The 22,026-nt window shown below is 69.9% G+C and carries 15 protein-coding genes; 8 read left to right on the top strand and 7 right to left on the bottom strand.

What is annotated here, in order from left to right; translation table 11 throughout:
• Positions 1 to 316 precede the first annotated feature (316 nt).
• Positions 317 to 1,084, bottom strand: coding sequence for a polysaccharide lyase (locus tag K8625_RS42175; RefSeq protein ID WP_223750895.1), 768 nt, complete (start codon positions 1,082 to 1,084; stop codon positions 317 to 319).
• A gap of 157 nt (positions 1,085 to 1,241) precedes the next feature.
• Between K8625_RS42175 and K8625_RS42170 the strand changes: the two genes are divergently transcribed.
• Positions 1,242 to 2,033 (top strand): ABC transporter ATP-binding protein, encoded by a 792-nt coding sequence (locus K8625_RS42170; RefSeq protein WP_223785901.1) that lies wholly within the window; start codon positions 1,242 to 1,244, stop codon positions 2,031 to 2,033.
• A 23-nt stretch (positions 2,034 to 2,056) separates the two neighbouring features.
• Here the strand turns inward: K8625_RS42170 and K8625_RS42165 are convergent, their stop codons facing one another.
• The 3 genes from K8625_RS42165 to K8625_RS42155 all read right to left on the bottom strand — a co-directional run bounded on the left by K8625_RS42165 (position 2,057) and on the right by K8625_RS42155 (position 8,267).
• Positions 2,057 to 3,565 carry a putative metal-binding motif-containing protein gene (locus K8625_RS42165; RefSeq protein ID WP_223785900.1) on the bottom strand — a complete coding sequence of 503 codons (1,509 nt, stop codon included), beginning with the start codon at positions 3,563 to 3,565 and terminating at the stop codon, positions 2,057 to 2,059.
• A gap of 132 nt (positions 3,566 to 3,697) precedes the next feature.
• Positions 3,698 to 5,260 carry a putative metal-binding motif-containing protein gene (locus K8625_RS42160; RefSeq protein WP_223785902.1) on the bottom strand — a complete coding sequence of 521 codons (1,563 nt, stop codon included), beginning with the start codon at positions 5,258 to 5,260 and terminating at the stop codon, positions 3,698 to 3,700.
• Positions 5,261 to 5,468: 208 nt separating this feature from the next.
• Positions 5,469 to 8,267 (bottom strand): YncE family protein, encoded by a 2,799-nt coding sequence (locus K8625_RS42155; RefSeq protein ID WP_223785899.1) that lies wholly within the window; start codon positions 8,265 to 8,267, stop codon positions 5,469 to 5,471.
• 353 nt (positions 8,268 to 8,620) lie between these two features.
• Here K8625_RS42155 and K8625_RS42150 point away from each other — a divergent pair, with 353 nt between their 5' ends.
• Positions 8,621 to 9,631 carry an AraC family transcriptional regulator gene (locus K8625_RS42150; RefSeq protein WP_223750890.1) on the top strand — a complete coding sequence of 337 codons (1,011 nt, stop codon included), beginning with the start codon at positions 8,621 to 8,623 and terminating at the stop codon, positions 9,629 to 9,631.
• 3 nt (positions 9,632 to 9,634) lie between these two features.
• Here the strand turns inward: K8625_RS42150 and K8625_RS42145 are convergent, their stop codons facing one another.
• Positions 9,635 to 10,501, bottom strand: a complete 867-nt coding sequence (locus tag K8625_RS42145) for a GNAT family N-acetyltransferase (protein ID WP_223785898.1) — start codon at positions 10,499 to 10,501, stop codon at positions 9,635 to 9,637.
• A 260-nt stretch (positions 10,502 to 10,761) separates the two neighbouring features.
• On the opposite strand from K8625_RS42145, the gene K8625_RS42140 reads away from it, so the two are divergent.
• Positions 10,762 to 11,787, top strand: coding sequence for a linear amide C-N hydrolase (locus K8625_RS42140; RefSeq protein ID WP_223785897.1), 1,026 nt, complete (start codon positions 10,762 to 10,764; stop codon positions 11,785 to 11,787).
• Between the two features lie 69 nt (positions 11,788 to 11,856).
• On the opposite strand, the gene K8625_RS42135 is transcribed toward K8625_RS42140, so the two are convergent.
• A complete protein-coding gene (locus K8625_RS42135; protein WP_223785896.1) occupies positions 11,857 to 12,831 on the bottom strand; it encodes an NADP-dependent oxidoreductase in 975 nt (324 codons plus the stop codon).
• A gap of 174 nt (positions 12,832 to 13,005) precedes the next feature.
• On the opposite strand from K8625_RS42135, the gene K8625_RS42130 reads away from it, so the two are divergent.
• From K8625_RS42130 to K8625_RS42110, 5 genes are all read left to right on the top strand, one after another.
• Complete coding sequence (locus tag K8625_RS42130) at positions 13,006 to 13,476, top strand: hypothetical protein (RefSeq protein ID WP_223750885.1); 471 nt, start codon at positions 13,006 to 13,008, stop codon at positions 13,474 to 13,476.
• Positions 13,477 to 13,569: 93 nt separating this feature from the next.
• Entirely contained in the window at positions 13,570 to 14,655 is a 1,086-nt protein-coding gene (locus K8625_RS42125; protein ID WP_141325968.1) for an AAA family ATPase, read from the top strand.
• The gene (locus K8625_RS42120; RefSeq protein WP_223785895.1) at positions 14,655 to 16,964 is read left to right on the top strand and encodes a DUF5682 family protein; all 2,310 of its coding nucleotides are present in this window, start codon (positions 14,655 to 14,657) and stop codon (positions 16,962 to 16,964) included. Before K8625_RS42125 ends, K8625_RS42120 begins: the two co-directional genes overlap by 1 nt.
• Positions 16,961 to 18,172, top strand: coding sequence for a VWA domain-containing protein (locus K8625_RS42115; protein ID WP_223785894.1), 1,212 nt, complete (start codon positions 16,961 to 16,963; stop codon positions 18,170 to 18,172). Before K8625_RS42120 ends, K8625_RS42115 begins: the two co-directional genes overlap by 4 nt.
• Complete coding sequence (locus K8625_RS42110) at positions 18,165 to 21,053, top strand: HEAT repeat domain-containing protein (RefSeq protein WP_223785893.1); 2,889 nt, start codon at positions 18,165 to 18,167, stop codon at positions 21,051 to 21,053. The genes K8625_RS42115 and K8625_RS42110 overlap by 8 nt, the downstream gene beginning before the upstream one ends.
• A 47-nt stretch (positions 21,054 to 21,100) precedes the next feature.
• On the opposite strand, the gene K8625_RS42105 is transcribed toward K8625_RS42110, so the two are convergent.
• A complete protein-coding gene (locus tag K8625_RS42105) occupies positions 21,101 to 21,937 on the bottom strand; it encodes an alpha/beta fold hydrolase (RefSeq protein ID WP_223750880.1) in 837 nt (278 codons plus the stop codon).
• Between the last annotated feature and the right edge of the window lie 89 nt (positions 21,938 to 22,026).

The following is a 22,026-nucleotide window of genomic DNA, read 5'->3' as shown; positions in this document are numbered from 1 at the left end:
CCGGACGGGACTCTCACCCGCAGGTCTGGTGGAGCATGGACGTGCTCCTCTTTCTCGTCCTTCAGGACGCACCATGGCCAGAAGCCTACCGCGCCAGGCGAACCCGAACAGCTCCACGCTGGCGCGCCACCGCACCACGTCCAACGGCGACGGGACGGAGCCGCTCGCCAGTGACTTCACGCGCGGGGTCTGGAACTCCCACTGGGGCAGCGCACGGACGTGGAGACGTACACGGTCGAGCTTCCCTCGAGCGCGCGGCCTTGGCGTCAGGTGACGGGCCCGGCGGGGCTGTTCGCCGCCGGGTCCTCGTCACGGACTACCACTGGGCGGGGTCGGCGTCGGCGAAGGTGGTGCCGACGCCAATCTCGTCGAACCAGATGCTGCGGTTGGGCTGGCTGCCCTGCATGTAGCCGTCGTCGTACCAGCCATTGGCATACAGGCCAACGCGGAACTGGAAGTAGCGGTCGTCGGCGATGGTGGTGTTGAGGTTGTACTGCTCGAGCACCTTCACGCCGTCGAACCACAGCTTGTAGAAGCCCGTGCCGTCGCTCGCCCACTTCGCCTGGATGACAATCTTGTGCCACACCCCGGCCGACACCGTGGCCAGGTTGCCGAAGGTCACCGTCTTCTGGTTGCAGATGGTGCCCTGCTTCACCCGCGTGAAGAGCTGGTTGCCGGAAATCCACACCATGCTGGACGGCATGTAGTCGTCGCAGCCGGTGTCGGAGAAGTCCGCGATGAACTGCGCGATGTTGTAGGACTGCGGCTGGAACTGCCAGTCCTGCTGCAGCCGGAAGGCGAAGCCGTAGAAGCCGGTGTCGCCGCGGCGGTACACGTTGGTGCGCATCACCTCCGAGTGGTAGCGCCCGCCGTACGACGCGTCGTGAATCTGCGTCATCTTGAGCGCCGTGCCTCCTTCGTAGGTGACGTTCGTCACCTCGTTCACCGAGCCCTGGTGCTCCCGGTTCACCGAGCTCCACCCGGCCAGCGTCCCCGTGTTGCGGAACAGCGGCGCGGCGTGGGCGACCAGCGCGAACGACACCAGCGAGGCTCCTGCGATGACTCCCAGCGTTCTCGTCTTCATGGCTCTCGGAAGGGTGAGGGGTTGGGCCTGTGCGGCCTCCCCGACCTCATATCCAGAATAAACTGAATAAACAGACTTGACTGTCCGAGGCGTCGACTATCGAGCGAAGGGTGGTTCCGGGGGACGGAGGGGCGGTGGGGCACTAAGGTGGGGTGCGATGAGTGACTCGGGCGGACAGGCGTCGGCGAAGCTGGTCATCGAGGTGAAGGACCTGCACAAGACCTTCGGGGACAACGCCGCGCTGAGGGGCGTGAACCTGGAGGTGCCCGAGGGCACGACGTGCGTGCTGATGGGGGTGTCGGGCTCCGGCAAGTCGGTGCTGATGAAGCACATCATGGGGCTGATGAAGCCGGACCGGGGCTTCGTGAAGGTGTACGGGGACGAGGTCGCGAAGATGGACGAGGCGACGCTGAACCAGATGCGTCGCCAGCAGGGGGTCCTCTTCCAGGCGAATGCCCTGTTCGACTCGCTGAACGTCTACGACAACGTGGCGTTCCCGTTGCGGGAGCGCACGAAGATGTCGGAGGAGGAGATCCGGCAGACGGTGGACAAGACGTTGGCGATGGTGGGGCTGTCGCATGCCACCACGCGGTTCCCGGGGGAGCTGTCGGGCGGCATGCAGAAGCGCGTGGGCTTCGCGCGCGCGGCCATCCTGCAGCCGAAGATCCTGCTCTACGACGACCCCACCGCCGGTCTGGACCCGCTCACGACGGCGTCGGTGAATGAAATCATCTTCACGGGCAAGCAGCAGTTGGGCGCCACGTCGTTGGTGATTACGCCGGACGTGGCGTCGGCGTTCGGCATGGCGGACCACCTGGCGCTGATGCACGAGGGGAGGATCGTCGAGTACGGCCCGCCGGACTCCTTCCGTGAGTCCCAGCACCCCGCCGTGCAGGCGTTCCTCAAGAACTACCTGCGGCGACGCGCACAGCGGGGGCGAACGACGTAGGGCCCGTCAGGACAGGACGGGCGTCACGGCGTGCAGTAGCGGACCGCGTCCAGGAAGCTGCCCTCCACCGTGGACGTCATGTAGAGCGCGCCCACGCGGCGGGGGGCGAGCTTCTCCATCAGGACCCACTGGGCGTAACGATGCAGTGGCAGGTCCTCCAGGCCCGGTGTGCGGTCCACCGGCGAATCTCCCTCATCCTGGGTCCACAGGCGCGCGGTCCAGCCGAGCATCGGGTCGCCGCCGGGAGACGGCGCCTCGTGGTCCTTGTACTCGGAGAGCCACGCCAGCCGCAGCGTGCCTTCGTCCGCGAGCGCGCCGTACCAGACGACCTGGGGCGTGGGTACTTCGGTCCAGGTCTGCGGCACCCCTCCGTCGAAGAGGTTCTGGACCACTTGCACCTGGGTGACCCACGGCGGTCCCACTCGCGAGCGCATCAGCAACACCGGAGACTCCAGCGGGCCTCCACGCGCAGCCCCCAGATCCACCAGTCGGGGCCCCGAGCCATAGGCGAGTTCGAAGGAGCGCTCGTCGCCCACCGGGTCCAGGTGGGTGTCGAAGCGGCGCAGCCGCACGGTGTCGCCGCTCATCGCATGGGCTTCCTCGTTCATGGAAACCAGGACCTCTTCGTTGCGCAGCACGAGGACGCCATTGAGCCATGGCTGCTTGCCCTCGGAGCTCGTGAAGAGCACCTTTGGCGCGACGAGCACCCGCCCCTGGAGGTCCGTCACCGTTCCCATCACCTGGAACGGAGGTGTCTGCTCGGTCCCGGTAAGCCAGACCACCACCACCCTGTCTCCCCGGGGAGACGTCGCCATCCGAGGTGAACGCCCATCGCCCTGCCACTCAAGGAGAGAGGCCTCCCGCGACTCTCCCTCAGGCCCTGTCTTCGGTACACCTTGGTCATCGAGTGGGACGAGATACGCGCGAAGCGGTGGCCTGTTACCCGAAGCCATGGTGGCGTAGACCAAGGCCATCCCCTCGTGGGTGCGCACCAGGGTCGAACGACGGATGACTTGCGTCTGCCCCTCTTCGCGCTCCCAGGGCAGCGGCACGGTCACGGCTTCCTGAAGCACCAGGTCGGTGTTCAAGCGCAGGACCCGAATCCCAGGGTACTCCCAGGAGACGAAGACGCCGTGGTCCGTCTTGAGAATGGAGGGGGCTCTCGCATAGGGGCCGTCCACGTTCATGACGCGCGACGCGAACGACGGGTCCGTCACGCCATCGCAGTCGTTGTCGAGCCCGTCACAGCGCGTCTCCGCGCTCTCGTAGTCCGCGCCATAGGAGAGCGCCGTGCACTCCCGCTCGTACGCGCCATCCACCATCGCGCGCTTCGCACCCGCGCAGACGCCGTGCTGCTTCTCGCAGGCCAGCGGGTCCGTGCCTGCATCACCGGGCCCCGCGTCTGCCGGACCTCCCTCCCCGGGAACTCCGCCGTCCTTCCGAGAGCCGCTGTCCTCATCCACCGTGCCCGCATCCCCCTTCGACCCGGAGGACCCGCACCCCACTGTCACCAACAGGAGGGCCAGGCCCATCCCCAAACACCTTGCATTCATGCTTCTCAGCTTCGCACGTCGCGGCGCATTCGACCCAGTCATGGTTGCGCCATGACCCGCAACCCCGCGAAAGCCTGACACGGCGTCTCGCGGGGCCCGCGCCTCACGACTTCACTGCGTGCAATAGCGGACCGCGTCCAGGAACAGCCCCTCGTCCGTGGACACCATGTACATCGCCGCCATGCGCCGGGGCGCCACCTTCTCCATCAACACCCACTGCGCCTCCGCCGTCAGCCACATCGGCTCCAGCGCCGGCGTCCGCTCCACCGCCGCGACTCCCGGCTCCTGCGCCCACAGTCGCCCCCAGAACCTCGCCGCGCCGCCCTCGCCCTGGTCATACACCTTCGACAACCAGGACAGCTGAACCACTCCGTCACCACCGTGCGCGCCGTACCACGGCACGAACCCCTCGGGCTCCTCCGTCCACGTCGCGGGCATCCCGCCCTCGAACAGGCTGCTCGTCACCTGAATCCGGGCACGGAAGTCCGGCGCCTCCCGCGCCCGCATCACCAACACCGGCGACACCAGCGGCTCTCCCGCCGCCTCGCCCCGATCCACCAACAACGGCATCGGTGACTCGGAGGCCGTGAACACCCGCTCCTCCCCCACCTGCTCCAACGCCTCATCGAGCCGGCGCACCCTCACCACCTCCTGCGTCACCCCCGACTGCGACTCCCCCATCGCCACCAATACCTCCCCATTGCGCAGCCACAGCACACTCGCCGGATACGGCGTCCCTCCCGACGTGCTCTCGAACAGCACCTTCGGCGCCACCAGCACCTGCCCCCGCGCGTCCGTCACCTTCCCCATCACCTGCAGCGGCGGCGCCTGCTCCGAACCGGCTCGCCACAACACCACCACCCGCTCCCCCGTCGGCGACGCCGCCACGAACGACTCCGAGCTGTCGAACTCCCGGTCCAACATCGGATACTCCACCAGCGCGCCCCCTCCCTCCGTCCTTGGCGCCCCCTCCCCGTCCAGCGGAACCAGATACGCCCGCAGCGGCGGCGAAGCCCCGTCCGTCGTCGCGTAGTACAGCGCGGGCCCCTCCGCCGTGCGCACCAACCTCGCGCTCCTCGGCAGCGCCGCCGCCCCTCCCGTGCGCGTCCACGGATACGGCACACCCGAGCTCCCCTGGAGCACCAGGTTCGAATCCAATCGCAGGATGCGCGCCTCGCTCGCCGAATCCAGCACCGCCACCCACACCCCCGTCTCCGTCCGGAGGCTCGACACCAGCCCACCGTGCACAGAGCCGCTCAGCGCCGCCACCCGAGACGTGCTCGACGGGTCCGTCACCCCATCACAGTCATTGTCCAACCCATCACACCGCGTCTCCGACCCCTCGTAATCCCCGCCATAGGAGAGCGCCGTGCACACCGACTCATACACGCCATCCACCTTCGCGCGCTTCGCCCCGGCACAGACTCCGTGCGTCTTCTCACACGGCGGCCCCGCCTCCACCACGCCCCCGTCCGCTCCCGCGTCCGGCGTGCCCGCATCCGGCGTGCCCGAGTCCGGCGCCCCCGCATCCGGCGCTCCCGCATCCGGCACCACCCCACCCCCGTCCTCCTGCTGCACCGCGCCCGGCCCACCCTTCGACTCCGACGAACCACAGGCCGTCATCACACACATCAACAACAACCCCATCCCCACCTGAATACACTTGGCTTGCATGTGACCCAGGTTGCACGCGACCCACCTCGAAAGCCACGACAACCCGAGTCTCGCGAAACATTGCATTCTCGGAATGCAACGCCACGACAATCCAACCACTGTCACGGAAACACCGTGCACCCCGACTGCAGACATGAACTCCGGCTGATACAAACGCGAACGCCCGCGAGGGCACGGGGCTCTCGCGGGCGTCCGAAGTGTTGACTCCTCAGCGATTGAGGCCGATGCGCGGACCCGAGCCCGGCGGCACGCAGGTGTAGGTGACCTCCTGGCCCGCCGTCTTCGCGTAGTTGCGCAGCGCCGCGTCGGACACGCTCGCCGTGGTGCCGTCATCCGGGATGAAGCCGTTGCCCGACGGACTGAAGAGGAAGCCCTTCACCCGCCCGCCCAACGCCACCTTCGCGACGAGGTCGCACTCCGTCACGCCCGTCCCCAGAATCTTCGAGGCGAACGGCGTGCGCGCGCGCTGCAACAGCAGGTCGATGCGCGGCCCCACCGCCGAGGCGTTGGTGCTCGTCAAGGTCACCTGCTGCCCGACGATGGGCGCCAGGTCCGTGTCGAACGCGAGCAACAGCTGCTCCACGTCCCGCCGCGTGGCGTCCGGGTTGTTCAGCGGGAAGCCCACGCCGATGCTCGGGATGAACACGATGGCCGACAGGAAACGCGCCATGGTGTCCACCGCGCCGTCGTGCACGAAGCCAAACCCACGCACCTGGTCCCCCTGCCAGCCGCTGTCCGGCGCCAGGAAGAAGGGCGTCGTCGGGTTACCGAACATGCCGACCTTCTGATACATGTTGCGCAGGTGCGGAATCTTCACAATCTGCGGGATGTTCTCGAAGCTCGCCATGCCATCCGTGCCGTAGAAGCCCTGCGCCGGGCTCAGCCGGTGACACCCCTCACACGTGAAGCCCAGCCCCTCTCCGAACGGGATGCCATCCGAGCGGCGTGAGCCCGCGTAGAAGTCCAGGCCCCGCTGCTGCGCCGCCGTGAGCGAGTTGTCCAGGTTGCGCACCGGGTTGGGCGGCAGCTGCACCTGCAGCTGGAAGTCGGTGAAGCGTTGCATCTCCGCCTGCGTGGGCGCGGTGGAGCGGCCCAGGAGCCCCTCGAACGCGACGATGAAGTTCATGAACGACAGGTTGGGGTCCGTGCCCGACGTGCCGAAGAAGCCCGTGGAGCGGTCACCGCGCCAGTGCATCGGGCCCGACACCACCATGCCGCGCAACGTCTGCGTCGTCATGGGGCCCTTCATCGGGTGGAAGTCCTCCACGTTGCCGGAGCCGTTGATGTGCGGCTTGAGCAGCTCCGCCGCGCCCAACAGGCGCCCCGGAATCGGGTTCTGCGTCACGTCGTCATCCGGGTTGCCCAGGTCCCACGCCAGGTCGTCCATGTCGCCGAAGATGTGGCAGCTGGCGCACGAGGCCTCGCCGTTCGCGGAGAACGTCGCCGCGTCGTAGAGGATGGGGCGGCCCTGCACCACGGAGGCGGGCTCCGGGTTGGGCAGCACCTGCTTGCCCAGCTCCGCGCGCGTGGCCAGGTCGATGACCTTCACCGCGTTGTCGAAGCGGGTCAGCACGTAGAGACGATTGCGCGCCTCGTCCAGGATGAGGCCGCTGGGGCCACCGCCGCTGACGGGGATGTAGGCCGCGCTGTTGAGCCGCGGATTGAAGCTGTCCGCCTCCAGCGCCTGCGTGTCGAACACGCCCACCTTGCTGGAGCTGTACGCGGCGACATACAGCGTGCGCCCGTCCGAGCTCACCGCCATGTCCACCGGCGTGGCCAGGCTGTGGTTCTTCGCCGTCCGGTCGAAGGCCGGGTCCGTGGCCAGCTTCGAGTAGTCCAGGTGTTTGTTGAGGTGCCGGGGCAGCACGCTGCCGCCGAGGATGGCGGTGATGCGCGTCTCCGCCAGGTGGCCCTGCACCGTGGTGCCGCCGTAGTTGCCGGGGCCCTCGAAGCGCACGTGGTTGAAGGCCTCCGTGTTGGACACGTACACCGTGCCCGTCACCGGGTTGGTCACCATGTTGAACAGCGTGGTGCCCACCTGCGAGTACGCCGCCTTCTGCCCCAGCGAGTTCGCGTCCACCGCGAAGACGTCCTGGTCCGGCAGCCGGAAGCGCACCGCGTTGTTCCAGTTGCGCCCCAGCTCGTCCTGCCACTTGCCGGCCTGGTTGTTGTACTTCACGATGAGCGCCACCTCGGGCGCGCGGATGCCCTCGTGGTTGGTGGCGGGGCCGGGGCTGCCGCCCGGATAGATGGAGCCGTTCACCAGGCAGGGCAGGTAGGGATTGAAGCCCTCACAGACGGTCTCCTCCAGGATGGACGTCGTCTGGTTGCCCGACTTGAAGACGGCCGCGTACACCGTCTGCTTGTCCGGGCTCACCGTCAGCGCGCGCGGGGTGTCACCGAAGAAGTTGAGGATGCGCACGGGCGTGCCGCCCAGCGAGGTGCCCAGGTTGGCCGGGTCGAACACCCAGACGTCCGCGCGGCCCACGCCCGGCGTGGTCAGCTTCGGGTCTCCGGCGCCCGGCACCGCCGCGATGGACGCGTGCGTGCGGTGCTGCCCGCGGTGCGCCGTGGTGATGAAGGCCCGGCCCCCCGTGCCCGCGAAGACGATGTCGCGCGGCTCGTCCCCCACCAGCAGCGTGCGCACCACGCGCGGCGTGCCCGTGAGCGACACCACGCTCACGCTGTCCGACAGGTGGTTGACCACCCAGACCTCATTGTCATTGCGCGCGGCGACGGCGATGGGCTCCAGGCCCACCTGCACGCGCGACTGGAGCGTCAGGCCATTGGCGCCCACGGTGAAGATGGACAGGCTGTTGTCCGGCGTGTTCACCGCGAACAGCCGCGTGCGGTCCGGCGACAACGCCAGCGGGCGCACCTGGCCACTCTCGAAGGCGATGAACGACGGCGCCGCGCTCGCGGGGGTGAAGCCGGGCGACATGACGGCGAGCAGCGCCGCCGCCGCCAGCAAGGACTTCTGGATGCCTCTGAGTCTCGTGGGAGTCATGGGGATGCCAGACCTCGGGGGATGACAGGGGGACGACCACGGCGAGAGCCCATCCCACGCCGCGAACCGCGGGGCCCCACGCACACGCCGACCCAACGCGGCGGGGACCTCCGCCGACGGAAAAAGGGCTGCAGGAATGTGAGCGGGGTGGAAAAGCGTGGAGCCCTTGAACGGCTACGCTCGGACTGGTCTACAGACAGACATGATGCAATGCGTTACCAAGAGGACACACTGATGCGGGATTGAGCATCCTCACCTCCGACATGGCAGGATTCCGAGGAAGCCAAGGTATCGCTGAGCGGCCCTGGACCGCTTGCCCCATTGCGCCAATTCCCTTGGCCGAAGGCGACAACATGAGCTCTCCGGCGACCATGTTGACGAGCTGGGCCCTCGCGCTCCATCGCACGCTGGAGCTGCGTGGCCTGGACTCCCACGGGTTGTTCGTGAAGGCCGGGTTGAATCCGGGGCTGCTCGGTGACGCCAACGCGCGCTATCCGCAGGAGGGGCTGACGCGGCTGTGGCGGCTGGCGGTGGAGAGCTCGGGGGACCCGGCCATCGGGCTGGAGATGGCGCGGCAGGTGAGCCCGACGACGTTCCACGCGGTGGGCTACCGGCTCAACGCGTCCAGCACGCTGCGCGAGGCGTTCGAGCGGCTGGTGCACGCGGTGGCGCTGGTGTCGGACGCGCTGCGGCCGGCCTTCACGCGGGATGGGGACTGCTATCAGGTGATCCTCTTCGACGGCGGCGACGGGCCGCACCTGTGCGAGGAGGAGACGGACGCGGTGGCGTACCTGCTGGTGCGCTTCTGCCGGGTCGTCTACACGCGGGAGCTGTCGCCGCGCGAGGTGCTGCTGCGCCGGCAGGCGCCCTCGGACCTGCGGCCGTACGAGAAGCTGTTCCGGTGCAAGGTGACGTTCGGGGCCAACGCGGACGTGCTGGTGTACGAGCGGGCGCCGTTCGAGGTGACGCTGCCGGGGGCGAACCCGGAGCTGGCGCGCATCAACGACGAGCTCATCACCCGGCACCTGGCGAGGCACGCGGGGCAGGACCTGGTGACGCGGGTGCGCGCGATGCTGCTGGAGCTGATGCCCCAGGGCGAGCCGTCCCAGGAGAAGGTGGCGGAGCGGCTGCACATGAGCTCGCGCAGCCTGCAGCGCAAGCTGGTGGAATCGGGCTCGGGCTTTCGCGAGCTGCTCGCGGAGACGCGCCGCACGCTGGCCCTGTCCTATCTCTCCGAGCCCGGGCGCTCGGTGAGCGAAATCGCGTACCTGCTCGGCTTCTCCGACGTGAGCACGTTCACCCGCGCCTTCCGTCGGTGGACGGGACAGCCGCCCAGCCGCTTCGGCGCGCGCTCGGGGACGTGAGCCTCACGTCCTGGCCATCACCGGGAAGCGGTCCGGTCCCTCGGGCAAGGACAGCCCTCGCACGAACAGGTCCGCGTCGTCGTCCTCGCCGAGCACGCGCGCGTCCGGCCACCAGCGCTCCGGCGTGAAGCCGAACTGGACCTGCTTCACGGGCTCGGCCACCAGTCGGCCCAGGTATGGACGCAGGTCGAACACCTCGGCCGCGAAGACGTCGTCGAGGTGGAGCACGCCGTCCTCCACGCCCGCGAAGACCCACGCGTCCTCGCGCAGTTGGCGCAGCGGCCGGGCGAAGTTCGCCGCCGCGTACCAGCTCGCGATGCGCGCGTGGCGCCGCGCGCCGAAGCGCTCCGTCAGCGGCGTGCCCTCCCTCGCGAGCGTCCTCAATCCCTGACGGACCGTGGGGTCCGCCAGCTCCAGCGTCGGCGCGGGCTCGGCCGATGGTGTCACCGGGAGGTCCACGCCGAACAGGCTTTGTGCTCGCGGCGCGAAGCCGAAGCGTGGATAGAAGTCGAGCACCGTCTTGTTCGCGAACAGCATCACCGGCGCGTCGCCGCAGGCCTCCAGCGCCGCCTCCATCGCCACGCGCGCGAGGCCGTGCCCCCGGCGCTCGGGGACACAGCCCACCGCGCCCAGTTGATAGCCGGTGACGTCGCGGCCCTCCACGCGCAGGCACATGCGCATCACCGACGCGTTCGCCACCACGCGCCCGTCCTCGAGGATGCTGAACGCGCGGTAGTCGTCGGTCCACTCGCCCCACTCGCACCAGCGCCTGAAGTCCACGGTGCGGAAGACCCGGGGCACGTAGTCGCAGAAGGCGGCCCGCAGCGAGGGAGCATGCTGGTCGATGACCACGACTCGGGAGGTCGACATGGCGGGCACCACAGCACGAATGTCCCTGTGTCCGAAACCGCCCGTTCACGCGCATCGCGTCCGCGCCGGACGCGGGTGTCTCCCGCCTGAACGCGGCTCGCGGGCGGCTCGCGTGCAGTAGGCGACACGCGGACCCGGAGCGCGACCGGGGCGCGATTTCAACCGCGCGGATTCGCTGACAGGAGCGTGCGTGGCGCGAGCGGTGCACAAGGGCCGCCCGCGTCACCCCTGTTTCCCCCACCTCACGCAAGGAGCCTGGCATGTGCACCGACTTCCTCGTCGTCGCCTCGGATAAGAGCGTGGTCAATGGACGCAGCATGGAGTTCGGCGTCGACCTCGACTCCAAGCTGCTCGTCAGGGCCGCGGGCTCGAGGTTCGCCTCGCCCTCGCCCTCGGGACTCACCAACGGCCTGTCATGGACGTCCAAGTACGGCTACGTGGGCCTCACCGGAAAGGGTGACGTGCCCTTCATCGTCGATGGCCTGAACACGGAGGGGCTCTCCACCGGGTGCCTGTGGCTGCCGGACTCGCGCTACCCGAAGGTCACCGACAACTCGAAGGCGCTGTCGCTGGCGTTCTTCGCCGGCTGGGTGCTGGGGAACTTCTCCACCGTCGCGGAGGTGCGCGGGGCGCTCGAGAAGGGCGAGGCCCAGGTCTGGGAGTCGGACTGGCTGGCGCAGTACCTGCCGCTGCACTTCCCCATCCATGACGCCCAGGGCAACAGCCTGGTGGTGGAGTTCCTCGACGGCGTGATGCACCTGCACGACAACCCCGTCGCCGTGCTCACCAACGCGCCGCCCTTCCCGTTCCAGCTGAAGAACCTGCGCGAGTACGTGGGCCTGTCCCCGTGGGACGCGAAGAAGGTGGAGCTGGGCAGCGAGAGCTTCGCGCAGCCCGGCCACGGCAGCGGCCTGCGCGGGCTGCCCGGAGACCCGATGCCTCCGTCCCGCTTCGTGCGCACCACGTACCTCAAGAACTTCGCGCGCCCCGTCGCCAACGCCGCCGAGGCCACCACGCTCGCCTTCCACCTGCTCAACACGGTGGACATCCCGCGAGGCACCGTGCGCGCCCTCAACGAGAACACCCAGAAGGAAGAGGACGACTACACCCAGTGGACCGTGGTGAAGGACCTCACCCACAACGTGCTCAACGTGCGGTTCTACCAGGACCCGCTCGTCTACTCGGTGAACTTGAAGTCGCTCGACTTCCAGGCCGCCAACGGGAAGACCTTCGCCGTGCCCTCGAGCCCCACGTCCATCGACATCACGGACAAGCTGACGCGCTGACGTCGCGTCCCGTGTGACGGAATCGGGCCCCGCTTCCCGCGCGTGGAAGCGGGGCCCGGGTGTGGCGCGTCAGTGGATGCGCAGCGCGAGCTTGCCCAGGTGGTGCTTGCCCACGGCCTCGTGCGCGTCGCGGGCCTCGTCCAGGCGGAAGACCTGGGAGACCTCGACGTGGAAGGGGCCGGACTCGATGAGGCTGTTGAGCCGCGCGAGCACCTGGGAGTTGGCCTCGCCGTTGTAGCTGGAGACCTTGACGCCGTCGTTGCCCTTGGGCTCGGGCTCGACGCCGTTGGGGTAGGCGATGTGGCCTCCGGGCTTCACGCAGGAGAGCGCCTGGTTCGTCTTGTCGCCGCCCGCGAGCACCAGCGCCGCGTCGATGCCGTCCGGCGCGAACTCGCGCGCGGCCTTCACGACGTCATCGGCGCGGCCGTCCACGACCTTGTCCGCGCCGAGCTTCTTCAAGAGCTCCACGCCGTCGGAGCCGGAGGCCACCGCGAGCACGCGCGCGCCGAGCCGCTTCGCCAGCTGCACCGCGAGGTGTCCCACGCCGCCGCTCGCGCCGTAGACGAGGAGCGTGGTGCCCTTGCCGACCTTCAGCGTGTCCTCCACGCCTTGCAGGGCGGTGATGCCATCCGCCGCCAGGACGCCCGCCTGCTCCGCGCTCAATCCCTTGGGGATGGGCGCGGTGTCGCTGGCCTTCACCGCGGTGTATTCGGCGTAGAAGCCGCCCTTGTCGTTGAGGAAGCCGAAGGCGTAGACCTTGTCGCCGACCTTCAGGTTCTTCACGCCGTCCCCCACGGCGGCGACGGTGCCGCAGCCATCCGTGCCGAGGACGTGGGGGAAGGACGTCTTGCCCGGCTTGTAGCCCTCCATCTCGCCCGCGCGCTCGGAGGGGTCCCACTGGCCGATGCCCGCGGTCTCGACCTGGATGAGCACTTCACCGGGACCGACCTGGGGAACGGGGATGGTGCGCGTGTCGAGCACCTCGGGACCGCCGAAACGGTCGATGGCGGCGGCCTTCATCTGGGAGGGGATGGAGGGGTTCATGGGCGTCTCCAGGGATGGGGTTTCTTTCGCAGGCTGGGCACGGCCTTGTGGGAATGCAGAGCGAGCGACGAAGCGACGGGCCAGGGCATGTCCACACGGCCGCCGACCGGGCGCGAGAGGGGGCGGGCTGACGTACAGTGGCCGGACACGCTGTCGTGAGCCTGGGAGGCGAGGATGTCGCCGCGAACGAAGCTGCGCGCGTTGTTGCTGGGGGGAGTCCTGTGGGTGCCGTCCATGGCGGGGAGCGCGAGCGCGCCGGCGGTGACGCTGGAGGGCGTGGAGCTGCGCGTGTTCGACCGGGCGAAGGGGGCCCTCGTCGCGGTGGACGAGGCCTCCGACCCGTATGGGATGAACGTGGACGCGGTGCTGCTGGTGAAGGTGAAGGGCACGTACGAGGGCGACAAGCCGCTGCGGCTGAAGCTCACGGCGAGCGCGCCGAAGGAGGAGTCGGAGGCCGGTTCGCGCCGCGCGTGGAAGACGGCGCAGACGCGCGAGCTTCACGTGCTCGCGGAGGGCGGCGTCACGGTGGTGCCGTTCCTGCTGACGTATCAGTGCGCGTCCACCGTGAAGGTGGTGGCCACGCTGACGGGCCCCGGGGTGCAGGGGACTCGCACGCTGGACACCGCGTTCCCCTGCGCGGAGTGAGCGGGCGGACGCCCCGGGAGGTGGGTTTTCGAGTCACAGACGAGACAACCTGACGGAGCGTGGCGTGTCAGACCGGGCCGGTAGCTTTCACGCATGCCGGACATCCGACTGCCCGCCGAAGCGAAGTTCAGCAGTGAGCTGGAAGCCCTCGCCGCCCACGACGACAAGCCTCGCCCTCCCGGGTGGGCCCTGTCGCCGCGCGCCGTGGAGGCCTACATCCTCGGGAGCCCCAAGCCCGTGGGCGGCGTCACCATCACGCCCAAGTACGTGGGCGACCGGGGCCTCATCCAGGTCTGCATCGCCACGCTCGCGTCCGACCGCGCGCTGATGCTCGTCGGCGAGCCCGGCACCGCGAAGAGCTGGCTCTCCGAACACCTCTCCGCCGCCATCAGCGGCACCTCCGCCCTCATCGTCCAGGGCACCGCTGGCACCAGCGAGGACCACCTCAAGTACTCGTGGAACTACGCCCTGCTGCTCGCGCAGGGTCCCACCCCCGAGGCCCTGGTCCCCTCCCCCGTCCTGCGCGCCATGCGCACCGGCAAGTTCGCCCGCTTCGAGGAGGTGACGCGCACCTCGCCGGAGATTCAGGACGCCCTCATCTCCCTCCTCTCCGAGAAGCAGGTCTCCATCCCGGAGCTGGGTGAAGTCGTCAGCGCGCAGCGCGGCTTCAACCTCATCGCCACCGCCAACACCCGCGACCGCGGCGTCAACGAGATGAGCGCCGCCCTCAAGCGCCGCTTCAACTTCGTCACCGTCCCCATCGTCGACGACCTGGAGCAGGAGATTCAAATCGTCACGAAGCGCGAGGCCGAGCTGCGCAATGACTATCAGGTCGGCGTGCCGCCCACCGAGGAGCTGTCACGCATGCTGCTCACGCTCTTCCAGGAGCTGCGCGAGGGCGTGACGAAGGACGGCAAGACGAAGGTCCGCACCCCGGGCGCCGTGCTCTCCACCGCGGAGGCCATCAGCGTCCTCTTCAACAGCTCCATCCTCGCGCAGCAGTTCGGCGGCGGGAAGGTCACCGCGCAGGAGCTGGCCGCCTCGCTCGTGGGCGCGGTGGTGAAGGAGCAGGCCGACGACGTGAAGGCCCTGCGCGAGTACATGGAGACCGTGGCCAAGGGCCGCCCCGGCGCGTGGAAGGAGCTGTACTCCGCCAGCAAGAAGCTCCTGAGGGGCTGATGGACCTGGACCTGCTCCTCGGCGCCCACCTGTTCCCGGTGCGCCACCACTCGCCGCGCACCACCGCCGTGCTCACGCGCTGGCTCGACCACGTGAAGCCCCAGGTCGTCCTCATCGAGGGCCCTTGCGATGCCTCGGAGCTGGTGGACGTGCTGTGCGACGCGGAGACGAAGCCGCCCATCGCCCTGCTCGGCTACCGCACCGACGACACCCCGGGCTCCGCGCTGTGGCCCTTCGCGGACTACTCGCCCGAATACGCCGCCCTGCGCTGGGCGAAGGCCCACGGCGCTCGCGCCCGCTTCATCGACATCCCCGTCGGCGTCAGCCTGGGCGTGGACCGTCACGTGGAAGCCGTGTCTCTCGACGGTGAGCCCTCGGAGGACGCGGAGTCCACGTGCGCGCGCATGGAGGAACCGCTCACCGAGCGCTTCGCTCGCGAGCGCGGCTATCGCTCGTTCGAGGAGCTGTGGGAGGCGATGTTCGAGGCCCCTGACTGGACGCCCGAGGGCTTCCGGCCCGTGTTGCTCGCTTGGGCGGATGTGCTCAACGCGGGGCCTCGGCCGGACTACCACCGCTGGCGTGATGCCTTCATGGCGCGCCAGGTGTTGGAGGTCATCGCGAGCGGCGTGCCTCCGGAGCGCATCGCCGTGGTGGCGGGCGCGGCCCATGTGGCGGCCTTCCTGGCCCGGGACGTGGACCCGACGCTGGAGGCGAAGCTCCCGACCGCCGTGCCCTGCGCGGTGACGGTGATTCCCTACAGCTTCCCGCGCCTGTCCGAGCAGCTCGGCTACGGCGCCGGCAACCGCGCGCCGCACTTCTACCAGAAGGCCCACGAGGCCCAGTGCGACTTCCGGCGAGCCACGCTGGAGGTGCTCATCGACTTCGCGGGACACCTGCGCATGCGCGGCTTCACCGCGTCGCTGTCCGACGTGCTGGAGGCCTACCGGCTCGCGGTGACGCTCGCGGACCTGCGCGAGAAGAGCGCCCCCGGCCTGGACGAGCTGCGCGAGGCCACCGTGGCCACGCTGTGTCGGGGGGACGCGACGCACGTCGACGACTTCCTGTGGAAGAGCGTCGTCGGACATCAGGTGGGCCGGGTGGCCAGCCGCATCGGCCGCAACTCGCTGCAGGCGGAGTTCTGGCGCGAGGTCGAGTCGCGTCGACTGCCGAGCACCGACAGCGCGGAGACCTTCACCCTGCGGCTGAACAACCCCGTGGAGGTCGGCTCCTCCATCTTCCTTCATCGCCTGCGCGTGGTGGGCATCCCCTACGCGGGCCTCGCCGCCACGGGTCAGCAGAAGGCCACGGCGCAGGAGGCGGGGGGACAGGCCGCGCTGACGCGCGTGCGCGAGTCCTGGCAGGCACAGTGGACGCCGTCCACCGATGTGGCGCTGGTGGAGAAGATCGTCCTCGGCGACTCGCTCGAGGCGGTGACGACGCGCGTCCTCCAGGACCAGCTGGCCCTCGCGAAGTCCACGGGCGCGGCGGCGGCGGTGCTGCTGGAGTCCGTCATCACCGGCTGCCCGCAGACGATGGCCTCCGCCCTGCGTGCCTGTGACGGCCACGCGACCACGGACGCGGACCTGCCCTCGCTCGCCTCGGCCTCGCGGGCGCTGTCGGGGCTCGTGGCCTATGGCACCTCGCGGACCCATTCGGCGCTGGGCGACGAGGCCGTGGCGGCGCTGTGCCAGAAGACCTTCGCTCGCGCGCTCTTGCGCGTGTCCGATGCGTGCGCCTGCGCCCAGGACGCCGTGCCCTCGGTGATGGGGGCACTGAGGACGCTGCACGAGGTGGCGCTCGCGCAGCCCCTGGCGGACAAGGCCGGCTGGCTCACCGAAGCGCGCGGGTTGATGTCGAGCACCGTCGTGCATCCGGCCACGTCGGGGCTGGCCACCGGCCTGTTGTACCTGGCCGAGGAGCTGAGTGAGTCGGAGGTCGCTCGCGAGGTGGGGCTGCGCTTGTCGCTGGCGGTGGAGCCCGAGGCGGGCGCGTCGTGGCTGGAGGGCTTCCTGCGCGTCAACGCGCTGGTGCTGGTGAAGAACCGCGAGGTGGTGCGGGCGCTGGATGCGTTCCTGTCGAGCGTGGACCCCGAGCGCTTCCGTCAGACCCTCCCGGTATTGAGGAGGGCACTGGGCGTGCTCGGTCCCACCGAGCGCCGCTACCTCCTGGAGAACGTCGTCGCGGTGCGGCAGCTCGGAGACAAGGGCCGGGCCGCGAAGACGATTCTCGCGGAGAAGGACACCGAGAAGCTCAAGGACATGAGCGCCGAGCTGGGCAAGGCGCTCGCCGACCTGGATGACCTGCTATGAGCGTGGACCCCAAGGAGCTGGCACCGGAGGACCGCGAGGCGCTCTTGCGCTGGCGGCTCGCGCTGGGCCCCGCCGCGGAGAAGACGGGCAGCTGTCCGTCGCTGCACGCGCTGGGCGCCGGCGCGAGCGCGGTGGGCGTGGGCGAGACGGAGCTGGATGCGCTGGATGACGCGCTGTCCTTCGTCTACGGCGAGAAGAGCGCGGGAGCGTCCGGCTCGCGGCCGTACATCCCCGAGTGGCTGGGCGCGCTGCGCGGCTTCTTCCGCGACGACGTGATTGCCCTCGTCCAGAAGGACGCCATCGAGAAGAAGGGCCTCACCCAGCTCCTGTTCGAGCCGGAGACGCTGCCCTTCCTCGAGAAGAACGTGGAGCTGGTGACGACGCTGGTGAGCGCGCGCGGCCTCATCCCCGAGGACGCCAAGGCGCTCGCGCGGCAGATCGTCCGCGAGGTGGTGGACCAACTGCGCGAGAAGCTGGAGTCCACCGTGCGCACGGCGGTGTTCGGCGCGCTGAGGCGCGACAGGACGAGCCCGCTGCCGATTGCGCGCAACATCGACTGGAAGCGCACGATTCGCCAGAACCTGAAGGGCTGGGACGCGGAGCACCGGCGGCTCGTCCCCGAGCGCTTCTACTTCTGGCCCAACCAGCGCCGTCACCACGAGTGGGACGTGACGCTGGTGGTGGACCAGTCCGGCTCCATGGCGGAGAGCGTGGTGTACAGCTCGGTGATGGCGGCCATCTTCGCGTCGCTGGAGGTGCTGCGCACGCGGCTCATCCTGTTCGACACCGAGGTGGTGGACATGACGCCCGTGCTGTCGGACCCGGTGGAGGTGCTCTTCAGCGCGCAGCTCGGCGGAGGCACGGACATCAACCGGGCGGTGGCATATGCGCAGACGCATTACGTGGAGCGCCCGGAGAAGACGCTCTTCATCCTGATTACCGACTTGTGCGAGGGCGGCGACGCCCAGGAACTGGTGGCGCGGCTGCGGCAGCTGGTGGACTCGCGGGCGAAGGTGCTGTGCCTGCTGGCGCTGTCGGACGGGGGCAGGCCCTCGTACGACCCGGTGATGGCGGAGAAGCTCACCGCGATGGGCATCCCGTGCTTCGGCTGCACGCCTCGCAGGCTGGTGGACGTGGTGGAGCGGGTGATGCGGAACCAGGACCTGACGTCCCTGCTCGACGCCGACAAGGAGACTCGCCATGGTTGAGGTGCGAAGGCTGGCCCCGGGCATGGGGGCCCTGACGGACATCATCCGCGACCGCGACGAGCTGTCGAAGGGCGCGCGCATCTTCGACGACAAGCAGCTCACGCACCTGTCGCGCTTCGAGAACCGGCTGTTCGCGAACGCGTCGGGCTCCGGGGCCTCGCCGTACAAGGTGTCCCTGGTGTTCGGCGACGGGCACGAGGTGAAGGGGAAGTGCTCGTGCATGGCGGCGCGCTCGCGGCCGTTCTGCAAGCACGCGGCGGCGCTGCTGGTGGCGTGGTCTCGCGCGCCCGACGCCTTCGTCACCACCGACACGGCGCCCACGGGCGCGGGCGGCCCCGCGAAGAAGAGCGTGAAGAAGGGCAAGACGCAGACGGCCGAGCTGATGAGGTCCGGCGTGGCGCAGGTGTCCACGCTGGTGCGCGAGCTGGGACTGTCCGGGGTGGCCGCGTTGTCCGAGGACCGGGCCGCGCAGGTGCGCGCGCTGGGCGAGGCGCTGCGCGCGAACGGGCTGCGCAGGCTCGCGGCGCGCGCGGTGGAGGTGGCGGGGCTCTTGGAGCAGGCGGCGGCGCGCACCGGGGCGTTCGAGCCTCCCGTCTTCACGGACTTGATGGCGGACATGCTGCTCACCGCGCGCAAGGTGGAGAAGCACCTGGGCGGCGAGGCGCTGGAGGACCGCTACGTCGAGGAGCTCATCGGCAAGACGTGGACGAAGAAGGACCGCGCGCCCGTCGAGGGGCTGCGGTTGCTGGAGTACGCGTTCACCACGCGCTCCACGCCCGACAACTTCGTCATCCGCGAGAGCCGCTTCATCGACCTGGGCACGGGTGCGCACTACGCGGAGAAGCAGATCCTCCCCGCGTTCCTGCGCAGCGTGGAGCCCAAGCGCAGTCACGCGGGCACGGTGCTGGAGGGCGCGAAGGGCGGCCGGTATCCCGGCTTCGCGCCCGTGCGGCTGGACCTGGAGGGCGCGGAGAAGACGCGGGACCTGGGCGGCGCGGCGCTGCGGCGGCTCATCGAGGTGGCGCTGCCGGACGTGGGCGCGGCGCTGGCGGCCTTCCAGGAGCACCGCAAGGACGTGTTCGCGCCGGAGCTGCTCCCGGTGGCGCTGCGGGTGCAGACGCTGCTGGCGAGCGGGCAGCGCTCGCAGCTCGTGGACTCCGGAGACCGGGGGCTGTTCCTCCCGGCGGACACGCGGCTCGACGAGCCCCTGTCCGCGGCCCTGGAGGGGGCCACGCTGAAGGTGGTGCTGGGCAACGTGGGGCTGGAGGCCGCGCTGCCCACGCTGTTCCCGCTCGCGGTCCTGGTGGAGACCTCCGAGGGCCTGGAGCTGCGCGGCCTGGGACAGCAGGAGTCACCCGAGGAGCCTCGGCGCGGACGGCGGAGCGCGCGGGTCGAGGCGCCAGTCGCGGTGCCACGCGGAGGTTGGGCGGAGGCGGCGCGCGCGGCGGGCGCGTCCCCGGCGGCCATCGCGTTGGCGGAGGTGCGCGACGAGCTGGCGGAGCGGTTCTCGAACGGGCTGCCCTCGGTGTCGCCTCGCGCGGTGGAGCCCCTGGTGGCGCGGCTGCGGGAGCTCGGGTTGGAGAAGCCCGGGGCGCTCCTGGAGGCGCTGGCGCGGCGTGCGGACCCCGCGGAGCGGCTGGAGGACTTCATCAAGGTGTACCAGGTGCTGGGCATCGCCCTGGTGCGGCTGGCGGGCGCGGTGCAGGTGGAGGCGGGCGCGCTGGAGCCGGTGCCCACGCACCCGAGCATCCGCATCCGCAAGCCCGAGGCGCCGCTGCTTCCGGGCGAGGCCTTGAGGAGGCGCGCTCGCGGGGAGCTGACGCGCTACGAGGCCGCGGCGCACGCCGCGCACCACTACGCGGGCCTGGGCACGGACACGCTGCTGGAGTCGCTGTATCCCGCGTGGAGCGACGGCGCGGCGAGCACCTTCGTGGTGCGCGCGGTGACGGCCTGTCCCCGGGAGCGGGCGCTGGAGGTGGTGAAGCGCGCCCTGGCCGAGCATCACAGCCACCGGGTGCATCGCACGGCCGTCCAGGTGCTGGGGCAGCTGGGTGGACCCGAGGCGCGGGTGTTGCTGGAAGGCCTGTCGCGCAGGCGGCATGACAGCGGGCTCGGGCTCTATGTGCGCGAGGTGCTCGACGACGTGCAGGCGCGGGAGAAGGGGCCGGAGGCGGTGGCGCGCCTCGCACGCGAGCGGCAGGAGCGGCTGCGGCCCTTCGCGCAGCGCGCGCTGACGGAGTCGAGCCGCGAGGGCCGACAAGCGGCGGTGGACCAACTGGAGGGCCTGGGACTGACGCAGGCGTGGCCGGTGCTGCGGCAGGTGTTCTACGGAGACGCGTCGCAGGACGTGCGACGTCGCGCGGCCATGGCGCTCGCGTGGCTGGGGGACACCGAGGTGCTGGACCGCTTCGTCCACGCCGTGGAGGAGCGCGACACGGACGACGAAGGGGCGAAGGCGGCCGTGTATGCCCTGGGGGTGCTCGGGGACGTGCGCGGGGCGGAGGCGCTGCTCTCCGCGTTCGTGGACGGCTGGAAGCCCAACGTGGTGTCCACCGCGCTGAAGACCTTCGGGCTGGCGATGCTCGAGCCGGCCGTGCGCCTGGCGGAGACGCGGCCGGAGGCGATGGAGCGACAGGCGCTGCGAAACCTGTTCGAGAAGTTCCCGAAGGCGGCGCTGTCCCAGGCGCTGCTCGCCCGGGTGGAGGTGGCGCGCTCGCACCCCGAGCGGCTCGCCCGCTTCGGCACGTACCTGAAGCTCGCCGGCGAGAACACGCACGGCGCGGGGAAGGTGGTGGCGACGGCCCTGCTCGACATCCCCGAGGCCGCGATGGACAAGGACCTGTCGCGCACGGCGAAGAAGCTGCTCGGGTTGAAGGGGTGAGGCAGGCCCGCTCGCCGCGAGCCAGTCGCGGCGAGCGGAGGCTCGTCTCAGCCCAGTCCCACGCGAGGCGACACGTGCGGGCGCTCCAGCGACTCCAGGAAGGAGCCGAGCGCCGCGTTGACGAGCGCGGGCTCCTCCACCGTGGACGAGTGCCCGCCTCGCGGCAGCCGCGCCAGCTTCGAGCCGGGGATGAGCTGGTGGAGCCGCTCGGCCTTCGCCGGGACGGTGGCCACGTCCTCCTCGCCCACCACGATGAGCGTGGGCACGCGGATGCTCGGCACCTCGTGCGACACCGCGTTGCGACGAATCACCCCGTTGACCGCGCGCCAGATGTCGCGGCGGTTCTCCAACAGGCGCGCCCGCCACAGCGCCCGCTCCTCGGCGCGGTTCGGGTCCGTCAGGAAGTTGCGGCCGAACATGATGCGCATCACCGGGTCCACCACCGGGCGCAGGCCGGCCAGCCGGGCGATGAGGTTGAGCAGCGTGTAGCGCGGCACGTTGGCCAGCGGCTCCGGGTCCGCGGACGTCTCCATCAAGGTCAACGAGCGCAACAGCTCCGGCCGCCGCGCCGCGATGCGCATCCCGATGAAGCCGCCCATCGACAGGCCGACGAAGTGACACGGCCCCACGTCGAGCTGCTCCAACAGCCCCACCGCGTCCAGGTACAGCGTCTCCATGTCGATGGCGCTGACGTCGGGGACGGCGCTGCGGCCCTGCCCCCGGTGGTCATACGCGATGCACCGGTAGCGCCCTCGCAGCGCGTCCACCTGCGGGTCGAACAGCCGCGTGCTCCACAGGAGCCCATGGCTGAAGAGGATGGGCTCGCCCGAGCCACCCGTATCCTCGTAATGCAACTCGGTTCCATTCACGGACAGCATCGGCATCGCGGTTCCCTCCCCACCTGCGAGCAGGATAGGCCAGGGCGTGACGCGACATGGCAACAGTCTTGCCGCGTTGCGCCGGCTGTCGACTC

Source organism: Myxococcus sp. AS-1-15 (assembly GCF_020037055.1).
Classification (GTDB): Bacteria; Myxococcota; Myxococcia; order Myxococcales; family Myxococcaceae; genus Myxococcus; species Myxococcus fulvus.
This window is presented reverse-complemented; position numbering and strand designations above follow the sequence as displayed.